Source organism: Pantoea sp. (assembly GCF_039594315.1).
In the GTDB taxonomy this organism is placed as follows: Bacteria; Pseudomonadota; Gammaproteobacteria; order Enterobacterales; family Enterobacteriaceae; genus Pantoea.
The window spans coordinates 17,987-31,654 of the sequence record NZ_JBCNNP010000013.1; the positions used below are offsets into that span (position 1 = coordinate 17,987).

At 54.8% G+C, this 13,668-nt stretch carries 13 protein-coding genes; 8 read left to right on the forward strand and 5 right to left on the reverse strand.

Translation table 11 applies throughout. From position 1 onward, the window contains the following. Positions 1–42 precede the first annotated feature (42 nt). On the reverse strand, positions 43–741 hold the full coding sequence (locus tag ABDW13_RS10640) for a UTRA domain-containing protein (protein WP_343552531.1): 699 nt from the start codon (positions 739–741) through the stop codon (positions 43–45). Positions 742–965: 224 nt separating this feature from the next. Between ABDW13_RS10640 and ABDW13_RS10645 the strand changes: the two genes are divergently transcribed. From ABDW13_RS10645 to ABDW13_RS10670, 6 genes are all read left to right on the forward strand, one after another. Continuing rightward, complete coding sequence (locus ABDW13_RS10645; RefSeq protein WP_343552532.1) at positions 966–2,027, forward strand: extracellular solute-binding protein; 1,062 nt, start codon at positions 966–968, stop codon at positions 2,025–2,027. 55 nt (positions 2,028–2,082) lie between these two features. Further along, complete coding sequence (locus ABDW13_RS10650; RefSeq protein WP_343552533.1) at positions 2,083–2,892, forward strand: alkaline phosphatase family protein; 810 nt, start codon at positions 2,083–2,085, stop codon at positions 2,890–2,892. Further along, positions 2,892–3,737 (forward strand): ABC transporter permease subunit, encoded by an 846-nt coding sequence (locus ABDW13_RS10655; RefSeq protein WP_343552534.1) that lies wholly within the window; start codon positions 2,892–2,894, stop codon positions 3,735–3,737. Before ABDW13_RS10650 ends, ABDW13_RS10655 begins: the two co-directional genes overlap by 1 nt. Positions 3,738–3,747: 10 nt before the next feature. Next, the gene (locus ABDW13_RS10660; RefSeq protein ID WP_343552535.1) at positions 3,748–4,533 is read left to right on the forward strand and encodes an ABC transporter permease; all 786 of its coding nucleotides are present in this window, start codon (positions 3,748–3,750) and stop codon (positions 4,531–4,533) included. Positions 4,534–4,535: 2 nt separating this feature from the next. Beyond that, the gene (locus ABDW13_RS10665) at positions 4,536–5,528 is read left to right on the forward strand and encodes an ABC transporter ATP-binding protein (protein ID WP_343552536.1); all 993 of its coding nucleotides are present in this window, start codon (positions 4,536–4,538) and stop codon (positions 5,526–5,528) included. A gap of 108 nt (positions 5,529–5,636) precedes the next feature. After that, positions 5,637–7,262: a Na/Pi cotransporter family protein gene (locus ABDW13_RS10670; protein ID WP_343552537.1), complete on the forward strand. Its 1,626-nt coding sequence runs from the start codon at positions 5,637–5,639 to the stop codon at positions 7,260–7,262. Between the two features lie 54 nt (positions 7,263–7,316). Here ABDW13_RS10670 and gntU read toward each other — a convergent pair whose 3' ends face one another. The 4 genes from gntU to ABDW13_RS10690 form a co-directional block, all read right to left on the reverse strand. Further along, complete coding sequence (gntU, locus tag ABDW13_RS10675; protein WP_343552538.1) at positions 7,317–8,657, reverse strand: gluconate transporter; 1,341 nt, start codon at positions 8,655–8,657, stop codon at positions 7,317–7,319. A 2-nt stretch (positions 8,658–8,659) separates the two neighbouring features. Beyond that, a complete protein-coding gene (gene gntK, locus ABDW13_RS10680) occupies positions 8,660–9,196 on the reverse strand; it encodes a gluconokinase (RefSeq protein WP_343552539.1) in 537 nt (178 codons plus the stop codon). A gap of 141 nt (positions 9,197–9,337) precedes the next feature. Next, positions 9,338–10,333, reverse strand: a complete 996-nt coding sequence (gntR, locus tag ABDW13_RS10685; RefSeq protein ID WP_343552540.1) for a gluconate operon transcriptional repressor GntR — start codon at positions 10,331–10,333, stop codon at positions 9,338–9,340. Between the two features lie 127 nt (positions 10,334–10,460). Continuing rightward, entirely contained in the window at positions 10,461–11,156 is a 696-nt protein-coding gene (locus tag ABDW13_RS10690; RefSeq protein WP_343552541.1) for a pirin family protein, read from the reverse strand. Between the two features lie 218 nt (positions 11,157–11,374). Between ABDW13_RS10690 and ABDW13_RS10695 the strand changes: the two genes are divergently transcribed. Together ABDW13_RS10695 and ABDW13_RS10700 are read left to right on the forward strand one after the other, a co-directional pair. Next, positions 11,375–12,946, forward strand: a complete 1,572-nt coding sequence (locus ABDW13_RS10695; RefSeq protein ID WP_343552542.1) for an AbgT family transporter — start codon at positions 11,375–11,377, stop codon at positions 12,944–12,946. A gap of 226 nt (positions 12,947–13,172) precedes the next feature. Then, positions 13,173–13,664 carry a GNAT family N-acetyltransferase gene (locus ABDW13_RS10700; protein ID WP_343552543.1) on the forward strand — a complete coding sequence of 164 codons (492 nt, stop codon included), beginning with the start codon at positions 13,173–13,175 and terminating at the stop codon, positions 13,662–13,664. Positions 13,665–13,668 lie beyond the last annotated feature (4 nt).

Here is a 13,668-nt window from a genome sequence, read left to right on the forward strand (position 1 = left end):
CTCTGGCGCTATCATGCTGTAGTGTGATCAAAATCACAATATCTATACTTCGACATCCACGCAAAGCGCGTCGTAGCGCCAGAACTCGCAGTCGCAATCAATTACGCGCTTGTGCTGATCGCGGTTAATGCGGGTGATGAGCAATCCCGGCGTGCCGCTGGCAACATTCAACGCAGGCGCAGCCCGCGTGGGCAGCGGCCCCGGTAAAATCGTAAAACGTGCGCCACCGTAGCGAATGCCATAGCGTTGCTGATACAAATCGGTGAGAGAACGGGTGAAATCTTCGTCTAACAAGCCGGGAAAATAGGCTGGGTTGAGGTAATGCTCAACATACAACACCGCGCGACCATCAATACGCCGCAAGCGACGAATACGGAAAACGATATCGCCTTCCAGCAGCTGAAGATGTCGCGCAATCGCCAGTTGCGCGGGCACCTCGCGCGCCTCAAGCACTTCGGTGCTGGCCACACGCCCCTGCTCTGTTGCCATCGCGTGAAAGTGGCTGTGATGCGACGGGTTATACACCAGTCGCGGCGGCGCCAGAAACCAGCCGCGACGCAGTTCACGATAGATTATCCCCTGCGCTTCCAGCAAACCCAGCGCCTCACGCAAGGTGATGCGTGTGGTGGAATACTGCTCGCTAAGACTGCGCTCCGCTGGTAAGCGTCCGCTGGCAAATTCACCGATTTCAATGCGTTCACGCAGCCCTGCCGCAATCACATCCGCCGTTTTCGACAACATTTTTCAGCCTCATTTTGGGGCAAAACTGCACTATGACAGTTCGATGACTACAATGTGACAAGAACAAACCCACGCTTTAGCGCGCTGTAACCGCATGTGGATCGTCGCGCCACACCACATTTCACCACCATGGTCATAAAACCTTCATCTACTCGGGCTACATTGGCTCGGTTCTTGCTGGTCTAGACCAAGAAGTCCCACAACATATACCGGGAGCAATCGAGATGAAAGCGTTTATCGCCTCTGTAGTAGCCAGTGCCGTACTGCTTGCGTTGCCTGCCGCGCAAGCCGCAGATAATGACCTCGCCACGCTGGAAAAAGCTGCGCGTGCTGAAGGCCAGGTTAACAGTGTCGGCATGCCAGACAGCTGGGCCAACTGGAAAGATACCTGGAGTGATCTCAGCAGCAAATACGGCCTGAAGCACAGCGACACTGATATGTCCTCTGCCCAGGAACTGGCGAAATTCGATGCCGAGAAAGAGAACGCCAGCGCGGATATCGGCGATGTGGGTGCCGCGTTTGGCCCAATTGCCGTAGCGAAGGGTGTCGCACAGCCTTATAAACCCACCCATTGGGACCAAATCCCAAGCTGGGCGAAAGATCCAGAAGGCAACTGGATGCTGGCGTATACCGGCACCATCGCGTTCCTGGTCGACAAGCAACAAGTGAAAGATGTACCGCACAGCTGGGCCGATTTGAAGAAAGGTAAGTATGTGGTCACTATCGGCGACGTCGGCACTGCGGCTCAAGCGGCTAACGGTGTCTTGGCTGCCAGCTATGCGATGGGCGGTGATGATAAGAACGTAAAACCGGCGCTGAGCTTCTTCGGTGAGCTGGCGAAAGAAGGCCGCCTGGGCGTGACCGATCCGGTGATTGCCAACATTGAGAAAGGCGAAATTCAGGTTGCCGTGGTATGGGACTTTAACGGTCTGAACTACCGCGATCAGATCGACAAAAACCGCTACGAAGTGGTGATTCCATCCGACGGTTCAGTGACTTCAGGTTACTCCACCATCATCAACAAATACGCCAAGCACCCTAATGCCGCCAAGCTGGCGCGTGAATACATCCTGTCTGATGAAGGTCAGATCAATCTGGCGAAAGGCTATGCGCGTCCAATTCGTGCCGAGCATTTAACACTCCCTGCCGACGTGCAAGCCAAGCTGCTGCCGCAGTCTGAGTATAAAAATGCCCGTCCAATCAAAGACCAGGCTGCCTGGGACAAAACCTCGAAAATGCTGCCGCGTCTGTGGCAAGAGAACGTCATCATCAATATGAAGCAATAACGTTGTTTTTGTAGGGTGCGCATTCATGCGCACCTTTTTCCATTAAGGAGAAAGGATGAAAACGATCCTGGTGGTATTGGATGGGCTGAGCAATCAGGTGGCGCAGCATGCAATGGGTTATCTGTTTGCCGAATGCGCCCAGGGCAACGGCCAATATTATACGCTGACCTGCGAACTGCCTTCGCTGTCGCGTCCGTTATACGAATGCATTTTGACCGGCATTCCACCGGTGCGCAGCGGCATTATTCATAACGGCGTCAATCGCTTGAGTAATCAGCGCAGCATCTTCCATTACGCGCGCGCTGCTGGCTTAACCACCGCCGCCGCCGCATATCACTGGGTGAGCGAGTTGTACAATCAAACTCCGTTTAATGCCGCGCGCGATCGCCACACCCACGCGCCCGATTTGCCGATTCAGTATGGCCACTTTTACTGGGACGACGGTTATCCCGATTCCCATCTGTTTGAAGACGCCGAAAGTCTGCGCCTCAAGCACGATCCCGATTTCCTGCTGATCCACCCGATGAACATTGACGATGCCGGGCACAAGCACAGCTTGTCGTCGCCGCAGTATCGCAACCGCGCGCGCATGGCCGATGGTTATTTATCGCAATGGATGCCAACCTGGCTGGCGGAAGGCTATCAGGTGATTGTCACCGCCGATCACGGCATGAACAACGATCGCTCGCACGGCGGTATTTTGCCGGAAGAGACCCAAGTACCGCTGTTTGTGTTTGGTTCAGGCTTCTCACTTCAGGCGGATCTGCAACCACAGCAAACCGAGTTATGCGGCATCGTTTGCAGTTTGCTCGGCGTCGAACACGACAAACCGGTTTGTCGCGCACTGCTGGCGGAGCGGCATTAATGAAAGGCAAAACGCTGGCTACATTATTGCTGCTGCCGTTTGCGCTGTTCTGGGTAGCTTTCCAGCTCGCGCCGCTGTTGTGGATTGCCATCAACAGCTTCTGGAGCGATATCAACGAACGTTGGGGCATCGATAATTACAGCGATATCCTCACCTCGCCGTTCTATTTACAGGCGTTTCGTCTGTCGCTGGATATCTCCATCTGGTCGAGCATTTACGGCTTGTTGATCTCGTTGATTGCTGGCTATTCGCTGCATCAGTTGGGAAGCGGCCGTTTTCAGCGCTTTTTGATGTCCTTTACCAACATGACCAGCAACTTTGCTGGCGTGCCGTTGGCGTTTGCCTTTGTGATTCTGCTCGGCCTGAACGGTTGCCTGACGCTGCTGCTGCGCCATTACGGCGTGCTGGAAGGCTTCAAACTGTTTTCGCGTGACGGCATGGTGCTGGTTTACACCTGGTTCCAAATCCCGCTCGGCATTCTGCTGCTCTATCCGGCTTTTGACGGCTTACGTCAGGATTGGCAAGAGTCTGCGGCCTTGCTCGGTGCCAGCCGCTGGCGCTATTGGTGGCATATCGGCTTACCAATTCTGTTCCCGGCGCTGCTTGGCACCTTTGTGATTTTGCTTGCCAATGCGCTTGGCGCGTACGCCACCATTTATGCGCTCACCACCGGCAACTTCAACGTGGTGCCGGTGCGTATTGCTGCGCTGGTTTCTGGCGATATCTCGCTGGATCCAAACACCGGCGGCGCGCTGGCGATGCTGCTGGTGCTGATTATGGCGCTGATTACCGTGGTGCAGCAGTATCTGGTGCGTCGCAGCTATCTCAACGCCAAACCTTCCTGAGGAGCCACACGTGTCCCGCGCGGAAAAATTTTATCATCGCCTGATTGTCTGGCTGCTGTTGTGTATTTTGGCCGCGCCGCTGCTGGCGACGCTGTTGTACGGCATCTCCACCGAATGGAGCGACACTATCTTGCCGCAAGGTTTTACCTTGAAGTGGCTGAGCGAATTGTGGAGCGATCCACGCTTCCTGACGGCGTTAGGTCATTCGTTGCTGGTGTGCTTTGGTGCGCTGCTGTTCTCGTTAGTGCTGGTGCTGCCTGCGATGTTTGTAATCGCTTACTACTATCCAAAGCTGGACGCGGTAATGAATGTGCTGATTCTGATGCCGTTCGCCGTGCCACCGGTGGTGTCATCGGTTGGTCTGTTACAGCTCTATTCGTCTTCCCCGCTGATGCTGACCGGCACGCCGTGGATTTTGATTGGCTGTTACTTCACCATAGCGCTGCCGTTTATCTATCGCGCCATCTCCAACAACATGCAGGCGATCAATCTGAAGGAACTGATTGATGCCGCACATCTGCTGGGTGCCAGCACCTGGCAAGCGGCGCTGTTTGTGGTGTTGCCGAATTTGCGCAAAGGGGTGTTTATTGCGGTGCTGCTCTCCTTCTCTTTCCTGATTGGTGAGTTTGTGTTCGCTAACATGCTGGTCGGCACCCGCTATGAAACCTTGCAGGTTTATCTGTTCAATATGCGCAACGGCAGCGGCCATTTCACCAGCGCCCTGGTGATCTCCTATTTTGCCGTTGTTTTGCTGGTCACCTGGCTGGCGAATGCCCTCAATCCTGAACGAGGCTGATCATGAGTTATCTGAACGTCACCCAGTTGAACAAAAGCTACGGCCCAACCACCATTTTCGAGAACATCGATTTCAGCGCTGAACAAGGCGAATTTGTTACCCTGCTCGGCCCGAGCGGCTGTGGCAAATCGACACTGCTGCGCTGCATCGCCGGATTAACGGAAGTGGATAGCGGCAACATCTTGCTGCAAGGCCAGGATCTGGTGCCATTGCCGCCGCAGAAACGCACCATCGGCATGGTGTTCCAAAGCTACGCGCTGTTCCCGAACATGACGGTCGAGAAGAACGTGGCGTTTGGCCTGAAGATGCAGAAACTGGCGGGCGGCGATATCCAAAAACGCGTGATGGAAGTGCTGGCATTAGTCGAACTCACCGATTTCGCTAAACGTTATCCGCATCAACTCTCTGGCGGCCAGTGTCAGCGCGTGGCACTGGCGCGTTCGCTAGTCACACGTCCGCGTTTGCTGCTGCTGGATGAACCGTTATCGGCGCTGGATGCGCGCATTCGCCGCCACTTGCGCGAGCAGATCCGCAATATTCAGCAAGAGCTGAAGCTCACTACCATTTTCGTTACCCACGATCAGGAAGAAGCGTTGACGCTGTCCGATCGCATCGTATTAATGAATCGCGGCAAGATTGTGCAGAACGGTAATGCGGAAATGCTCTATACCCAACCGGCCGATCTGTTTGCTGCCGGCTTTATTGGTAACTACAACTTGCTGAGTGCAGAACAGGCCACGCAGTTAAGCGGCCAGCCTTTCAGCGGCCAGGTGGCGATTCGTCCCGAGTCGATTCGCCTGTGCGCGCCGCAAGAGGGCATTCCCGCCACCATCCTCAGTCACAGCCTGCTTGGCAACGTGATTCGCTATCGCGTATTGGCGCAAGATATTGAGTTGTCGGTGGATGTGCTCAACCGCAGCGCAGCAGATTTGCACCCCGCAGGCATGCAGATTGGACTACAGTTAGAGATGTCGACGTTGCGCCAGGTCGCTTAATTTAAACGAAAAAAGGTAACGCAACCCGGCAGTGGTTTTACCGGTTGCGCTCACCGTCAGGCTGGCAATCGGCGCATTTTGAGCCTGACGGATGAGGAGCCCTTATACGTGTTAACTCTGCTTAATCTACTCTCTGCCGTGGCGCTGTTGGTGTGGGGCACGCACATTGTGCGAACCGGCATCATGCGCGTGTACGGTGCCGATCTGCGCCGCGTGCTGAGTCGCAGCGTCGAGAAAAAACCGATGGCGTTTCTCGCCGGGATTGGTGTGACGGCGCTGGTACAAAGCAGCAATGCCACCACCTTATTAGTCACTTCGTTTGTTGCGCAGAATCTGGTAAGCCTCACGCCCGCGCTGGTGGTGGTGCTCGGTGCCGACGTCGGGACCGCGATCATGGCGCGTATTCTGACCTTCGATCTCTCCTGGCTATCGCCACTGTTTATCCTGTTTGGCGTGGTGTTTTTCCTCAGCCGCAAACAAACGCGCCTCGGCCAATTGGGCCGCGCCAGCATCGGCTTGGGCCTGATTTTGCTGGCGCTGCAACTGATCGTCGCCGCCGCTCAACCGATCACCCAAGCCGCTGGCGTGCAAGTTCTGTTCTCGACGCTAACTGGCGATGTGATGATGGATGCGCTGATTGGCGCGGTATTCGCCATCATCAGCTATTCCAGCCTTGCGGCAGTGCTGATTACCGCGACCTTAACTGCCACCGGCGTAATCTCGTTTAAAGTGGCGCTGTGTTTGGTGATCGGCGCCAATCTCGGCAGCGGTTTGCTGGCGATGATCAACGCCAGCGGTTCCAATGCGGCCGGTAAACGCGTGGCGTTGGGTAGTCTGCTGTTCAAGCTGATCGGCAGCATCGCCATTCTGCCGTTCGTCAATGTTGTCGCCGACGTGCTCGACAAATTGCCGGTCGATGACGAAGAGTTAGTGATCTTCTTCCACGTGTTCTACAACCTGATTCGCTGCGTGATCATGGTGCCGTTCGCCGATGCAATGGCGCGCCTGTGCCGCCGCATGATTGACGACGATCCGGAGAATGAAGCGCACCTCAAACCCAAACATCTCGATAGCAGCGCGCTGGATACGCCCGCATTAGCATTGGCCAATGCCTCGCGCGAGACGCTGCGTATCGGCGACGTGATCGAACAGATGGTTGAATCCTTTAATAAAGTGGTGCATGGCGATCTGCGTGAAGAACGTGCGGTGCGACGACTGGATGATGATGTCGATGTGCTGTATACCGCCATCAAGCTCTATCTGGCGCGCATGCCGAAAGAGGATTTGCCGGAAGATGATTCACGCCGCTGGGCCGAGATCATTGAAATGGCGCTTAATCTGGAGCAGGCGGGTGATATTCTTGAACGCATGTGCGCCGATGTCGCTGATAAATCGCTGACCGCACGCCGTGCATTTTCACCAGAAGGTTTGGAGGAGTTGAATACCTTGCAAGAACAGGTGCTGTATAACCTGCGCCTGAGTTTGTCGGTGTTCCTGTCGCACGATGTCACTAGCGCCAAACGCCTGCGCCGCTCCAAACATCGTTTCCGCATTCTGATTCGCCGTTTCTCTCACGCTCACGTTGAGCGCCTGCACATGCAAAACGTGCAAAGCATCGAAACCAGTTCGCTGCACCTTGGCTTGCTCGGGGATATGAAGCGTTTGAACTCGCTGTTCTGCGCCGTGGCGTACACGGTGCTGGATCAGCCGGATGATGAGCGGGATGAGGGTTGAGTCGGTCAGGTAAATGCGATAAATCGGTCGCCAAAAATGGCGACCACACAAAAATTACGACAACAAACTAAACGCGATCATGCCGACAATCGCACCGGTGGTGCCGAGGATGGTTTCCATCAGCGTCCAGGTCTTCAACGTTTCCGCTTCGGTGGCACCGGTGAAGCGGCCAAACAGCCAGAAACCGGCATCGTTAACGTGGCTGATAATAATCGAGCCGCCGCCAATACAAATCGACAGTGCCGCCAGTTGCGCGCCGCTGTAATGCAGCGGTTCAATCACCGGCATCACCAAACCGACGGTGGTTAAACAAGCCACGGTTGCCGAGCCCTGAATCACGCGAATCGCGCCAGAAAGGATGAAGCAGGCCAACGCAATCGGCATCCCCGCGCCGGTTAACGCGTGCCCTAAAACCGGGCCGACGCCGGAATCCACCAGCACCTGTTTAAACACACCGCCCGCACCGATCACCAGCAGAATGATTCCCGCCGGTTGCAGCGCGCTGCCGCACACTTGCATCACCTTCTCTTTATCCATGCCCTGACGATAGGCCAGGCCATAAATCGCCACCAAACACGCCAGCAGAATCGCAGTGAACGGATGTCCGATAAATTCCAACCATTCATACAGATGTGAACCCGGCGTGGTGAAGCGCGCGCCGATAGTTTTCAGGCCAACCAACAGCAGCGGGAACAATATCAGCGAAAGGCTAAAACCAAACGACGGCAGTTTGCTCTCTTCAACATCCGGCTGATGATCTTCCGGCGGCGTGCTGAAGCTGACGTGACGGGCGATGAAGTTGCCAAACAGCGGTCCGGCAATCAACATGCCGGGAATCGCCGCACATAAACCCAGCAGGATCATCCAGCCGAAATCCGCGTGCATTTGCGAGGCCAGCAGCATCGGCGCCGGTCCTGGCAACAAAAACGCCGCCGACGCAGCCACGCCCGCAAACAGCGGAATCACCAGCTTGACCAGATTACCTTGAGTGCGACGCGCCACGGCAAAAGCGATACTGATCAGCAACACCACCGCCACTTCAAAGAACAGCGGCAATGCGCAGATCAAGCCCGCCACGCCCATCGCATAATGCGCGCGGCTTTCACCAAAGGTTTTCAACATGCGGATGGCAATTTGATCGACTGCGCCGGTTTCATGCAGGATTTTGCCGAACATCGCGCCCAACGCCACTACAATAGCGAGAAAGCCGAGCGTGCCGCCCATGCCTTTTTCCATGGTTTGCGCGATTTTATCCAGCGGCATGCCGGAGAATAATCCGGCACCAATTGAGACTAACATCAGGGCGACAAAGGCATGCATACGCGCTTTCATCACCAAAAACAGCAGCAGCAGGACAGAGCCTGCTGCGGTTAACACTAGCGTTGCGGTACTCATGACTAACCCTTGTTGATTGCGTCCTTAATGGTCGCAACCGTGGCCGCAACAACGTCATCCAGTGAGTGATTGATATCCACCACTAATACATCCGGCTCATCTGCGCCTGGTTCCTGCAAGGTAGCAAACTGCGTCACCAGCATCTGCGGCTTGAAGAAGTGGCCTTTACGCGCTTTCAGGCGTGATTCTATGGTCTCAAAATCGCCTTTCAGATAGATGAATTTCAGGTTCTCGTTGCCCTGACGCAGGATGTCACGATAGGACTTTTTCAGCGCCGAACAGACGATAATCGAGACTTCCTGAGTGCGCTGCATGGCAAACGCCGCATCATTGAGCGCTTGCAGCCACGGCTGGCGATCGGTGTCATCCAGTGGATGACCATCGGCCATTTTCAGGATGTTGCTGCGCGGATGAAGGAAATCTCCATCAAGAAATGCGGTGCTTAATTGATGAGAAACCTGATTAGCGACGGCAGACTTTCCGCTGCCGGAAACGCCCATCAGGATAAAGACGTGATGCGATGGAGATGGCGTGGTCATGGTTTTGCGCTCCGGCAGTTTTTCTGCCCAATGTTACCGATAACAAATTGTATTGCCATTGTCGGAGCCGACAGAAAAGCTGGCAACCCTTGTTAGGCGGAAAAGCACGAAAGTGTGAACTGACTCAAAAAATCGCCAAAATCAGATGCTGTCACCTTCGGCAATTTCAAATCCGACATCCAACGGTGCAGTGACGTTACGATCGCCGCCAATCCGCGCCAGTAGCATCGCCGCCGATTCCCGTCCCATGCGCTCACGCGGCGTGAGCACGGTTGCCAGACGCGGATTGACCACTTGCGAGATATCGTGGCCGTGGAAACCGGCAATCGCCATTTGTTCGGGCACACGCAAGCCCTGACGTTGGCACTCAAACATCGCACCCACCGCCAGGTCATCGTTGGTACAGAACAAGCTGTCGGTTGCGGGATAACGTTTTTGCGCTTCGCACAGCAACTGCGCACCGGCGCTGAATGATGAGGCGTCTTCCATCATTACGCTGTGCGGCGTTAATCCGGCTTCACGCATCGCTTTCTCGTAGCCCTGCTGTTTCTGCAAGGTACGTTCATCAAGACGCGCGCCAAGGTAAACGGTGTGGCGATGGCCTTTTTTCAGGATAGCATGCGTCATCTGACGCGCTGCTTCGACGTTATCGAAGCCAACTGCCATGTCGAGGCACGGCGTCACGGAATCCATCATCTCAATCACCGGAATGCCCGCCACTTCCAGCATGCGCAGCGTACCCGGCGTATGAGTGCGTTCGGTGAGGATCACGCCATCAATGTTCCAGCCCAGCAGCGAACGCAGCTGCAATTCCTCTTTCTGCGCGTTGTAACCAAAGTGCGCCACCAGCGTTTGATAACCCGCTTCGTCGGTGACGGCTTCGATACCGCGCAACACGTCGGCGAAAACCTGGTTAGTTAAGGAAGGCAGCAACACGCCAATAGCGCGACTGGTGGCGTTAGAGAGCATGTCGGGGGCGCGATTGGGGATGTAACCGAGTTCGTCGAGCGCCACAGCGATTTTGTCGCGCAGCGCCGCAGAGACCTGATCGGGATTACGCAGGTAGCGGCTTACGGTCATTTTTGTGATGCCGACGCGATCGGCAACGTCCTGTAATACCGGTCTTTTCTTCTTCATCGTATGCGCCTGAAATCGGAGATACGACGAGTTTATCATTTTTTTGTCATGTTCAGCGTCAGGCGCGCGTCAATGCGCGCCGCGCCAAAAGTTGCCGTAGGGTCGCCATTTTTGGCGACCGGGGGTTTTACACTGGCGGCAAATCAAACAACAGAATCTCAGCATCGCTGTCCGCTTTGATGCTCAGCGCGCTTTCATCCCAAATCGCCAATGCATCGCTGGTGCCCACTTGTTCACCGTTCACGCTGATCAAACCTTTAACCACCTGAATCCACACGCGACGACCGGCTTCAATCTGCACTTCATCGCTTTCATCGGCGGTAAACACCCAACGCGACAACGTCATGTCCTGGAACACCTTGAGCGATCCGTCACGTTCATCCGGCGTCAGTACAAACTGGCGGCCTTTTACATCGTCGAAACGGCGCTGCGCGTAGCGTGGCTCAATGCCTTTGCGCTCTGGAATGATCCAGATTTGGTACAGGTGCAGCGGATCGGTGGCGCTGGCGTTGTATTCCGAATGACGCACGCCGGTACCGGCGCTCATGATCTGGAACTCGCCGCTTGGGATCTGCTCTTTATTGCCCATGCTGTCCTGATGCTCAACGGTGCCGGAAAGCACATAGGTCAGGATTTCCATGTCTTTATGCGGATGAGTACCAAAACCCTGGCCGCCATCAATCACGTCTTCGTTAATCACGCGCAGCGCCGAGAAGCCCATGAAGTTGGCGTCGTAGTAATCGGCGAAGGAAAAGGTGTGCCAGCTATCCAACCAGCCGTGATTGGCGTGACCGCGTTCTTCAGCTTTACGTACATAAATCATGTTCAATTCTCCTCAATGTTTTTTGTAGTTTGAGCTTGAGATGCATTGATTGATAGCTGAAAAACTTCACTCCTCAGTTCAAAAATAATGAATGAAAAAGGAATTAATACCGATGTGTTTATTAATAAGAACCCGCTAACGAGATTGGTCTTGTAGATAACATCTCTCATAACAAAGAGCATCTCTGACCCTGCTAGCAGGAATAACAAGGAAAAATTATGTCAGAACACATCACTCCACCCGCCAAGCGCCCAATTGAGCGTTTTCTGAATACCGTTGAATGGCTGGGTAATTTATTGCCGCATCCGATTACCTTATTCGCGTTGTTTTCACTGTTTATCATCGTTGCGTCGGCTGTAGCAGCAGCGTTTGGCGTCAGCGTTATCGATCCGCGCCCCGCTGGCGCAGCAGGACGCGCCGCCGATGGCGTGATTCACGTGGTGAGCTTGATGAGTGCCGATGGTTTGCAACGCATCGTCAGTCATCTGGTGACCAACTTCACCGGATTTGCACCATTGGGAACCGTGCTGGTGGCGCTGCTTGGCGTCGGCATTGCCGAGCATTCCGGCCTGCTTTCTGCGGCGATGCGTGCGCTGGTATTTAACGCGCCGAAAAAGCTCATCACCTTTACCGTGGTGTTCGCCGGTATCATCTCGAATACCGCGTCTGAACTGGGTTATGTGGTGCTGATTCCGCTGGCAGCGATGATTTTCCATTCGCTGGGACGCCATCCGCTCGCTGGTTTGGCTGCGGCCTTTGCCGGTGTTTCTGGCGGTTACAGCGCCAACTTGCTGCTCGGTACTATCGATCCGCTGCTGTCGGGCATCACTCAAAGCGCCGCGCAAATCATCGATCCGAATTACCTCGTTGGCCCGGAAGTGAACTGGTACTTCATGTTCGTCAGTACCTTTGTGATTTCCATCCTCGGCACCTGGATCACCAACAGCATCGTCGAGCCAAAACTCGGTCAATATCAGGATAGCGAAGGCGATGCGGTGCGCGGCGATATGGGCGAATTAACGCCGCAAGAACGTCGGGCGTTGAAAGGCGCGGGCTGGGCGGTGTTGGGCGTCACTCTGCTGCTGATCCTCACGGTAATTCCTGGCTATGGCGTGTTGCTCAATCCCAAAACCGGCACGCTGGCAGGTTCACCGTTCCTGAAAGGCATCGTGGTATTCATTTTCGTGTTCTTTGCTATTCCGGGCGTGGTTTATGGCCGCATGATGGGCAATATGCGCAACGATCGCGACGTGATCAACGCCATGTCGGCCAGCATGAGCAGCATGGGCATGTACATTGTGCTGGTGTTCTTTGCCGCGCAGTTTGTGGCCTTCTTTAACTGGAGCAACTTTGGCACCGTGGTGGCGGTTAAAGGAGCCACGCTGCTGGCTTCGCTGGATATGGGCGCGCCGCTGCTGTTTGTCTGCTTCATCCTGATTTGTGGCTTTATCAACCTGATGATTGGCTCCGCGTCAGCGCAGTGGGCGGTGACGGCACCGATCTTTGTGCCGATGTTGATGCTGGTAGGCTTTGCGCCAGAAGTGATTCAAGCGGCCTATCGTATCGGCGATTCGGTGACCAACGTGATCACGCCGATGATGAGCTATTTCGGCCTGATTATGGCGGTAGCGGCACGTTATCGTCGCGATATGGGAATCGGTACGCTGGTCGCCATGATGTTGCCGTATTCGGTGGTGTTTATGATTGGCTGGACGCTGCTGTTTGTGTTGTGGGTGTTTGTGTTCAATCTGCCGGTCGGGCCCGGTGCAGCCACCTGGTACACAATGTAACGGCAAAAAAAAGCCAGCACCCGAGCTGGCTAAATAATACTTGGAAGCAATGTGAGCAATGTCGTGCTTACCCGGCTGTCAGGAGACGTTCCCGAGCTCGCATGACAATAATAATCATTATCATTCGCGTCTGTAAAGTGATTTTGCGATTTTTTTCGCATTGACGTGCCGCGAGAATTCCTTGATGTTAAAGGGGATTTTATCCATTTTGCACAAGGAGCGCTCTATGAGTCAGATCGTCATTCGTCACGCGGTTCCTGAAGATGCTACGGCATTAACGCGTATGTACAGCCAGCCGGAACCGCAAGCCAGCACGCTACATCTGCCATTTCAGTCGCCAACGCTATGGCAAGAGCGCCTGAGCCATCCGCGTCAGGGCGTGCAAATGTTGGTGGCGTGCATTGACGATCAGATTGCCGGGCAGCTCACGCTAGAAGTGCTATCTCTCGCACGACGTCGCCATACGGCAACTTTTGGCATGGGCGTCGATTCAGCTTTCCAACGACGCGGCGTGGGCAAAGCGCTGATGTCAGCGATGGTGGATTTGTGCGACAACTGGTTGCAGGTGACGCGCATTGAGTTGACGGTGTTCGCCGATAATCACAAAGCGCTGGGTTTGTATCAGCAATTTGGCTTTGAGATTGAAGGCACCGCGCGCCGTCATGCCATGCGTGACGGCGAATTGGTGGATACGCACTATATGGCGCGGTTGAAATAACCCT

Bases quoted from the DNA above. Each gene is read 5' to 3' on its own strand.
- ABDW13_RS10665 (WP_343552536.1), top strand. From the start codon at position 4,536: ATGAGTTATCTGAACGTCACCCAGTTGAACAAAAGCTACGGCCCAACC.
- ABDW13_RS10650 (WP_343552533.1), top strand. From the start codon at position 2,083: ATGAAAACGATCCTGGTGGTATTGGATGGGCTGAGCAATCAGGTGGCG.
- gntK (WP_343552539.1), bottom strand. From the start codon at position 9,196: ATGACCACGCCATCTCCATCGCATCACGTCTTTATCCTGATGGGCGTT.
- ABDW13_RS10690 (WP_343552541.1), bottom strand. From the start codon at position 11,156: ATGATTTATGTACGTAAAGCTGAAGAACGCGGTCACGCCAATCACGGC.
- gntU (WP_343552538.1), bottom strand. From the start codon at position 8,657: ATGAGTACCGCAACGCTAGTGTTAACCGCAGCAGGCTCTGTCCTGCTG.
- ABDW13_RS10700 (WP_343552543.1), top strand. From the start codon at position 13,173: ATGAGTCAGATCGTCATTCGTCACGCGGTTCCTGAAGATGCTACGGCA.
- ABDW13_RS10695 (WP_343552542.1), top strand. From the start codon at position 11,375: ATGTCAGAACACATCACTCCACCCGCCAAGCGCCCAATTGAGCGTTTT.
- gntR (WP_343552540.1), bottom strand. From the start codon at position 10,333: ATGAAGAAGAAAAGACCGGTATTACAGGACGTTGCCGATCGCGTCGGC.
- ABDW13_RS10655 (WP_343552534.1), top strand. From the start codon at position 2,892: ATGAAAGGCAAAACGCTGGCTACATTATTGCTGCTGCCGTTTGCGCTG.
- ABDW13_RS10640 (WP_343552531.1), bottom strand. From the start codon at position 741: ATGTTGTCGAAAACGGCGGATGTGATTGCGGCAGGGCTGCGTGAACGC.
- ABDW13_RS10645 (WP_343552532.1), top strand. From the start codon at position 966: ATGAAAGCGTTTATCGCCTCTGTAGTAGCCAGTGCCGTACTGCTTGCG.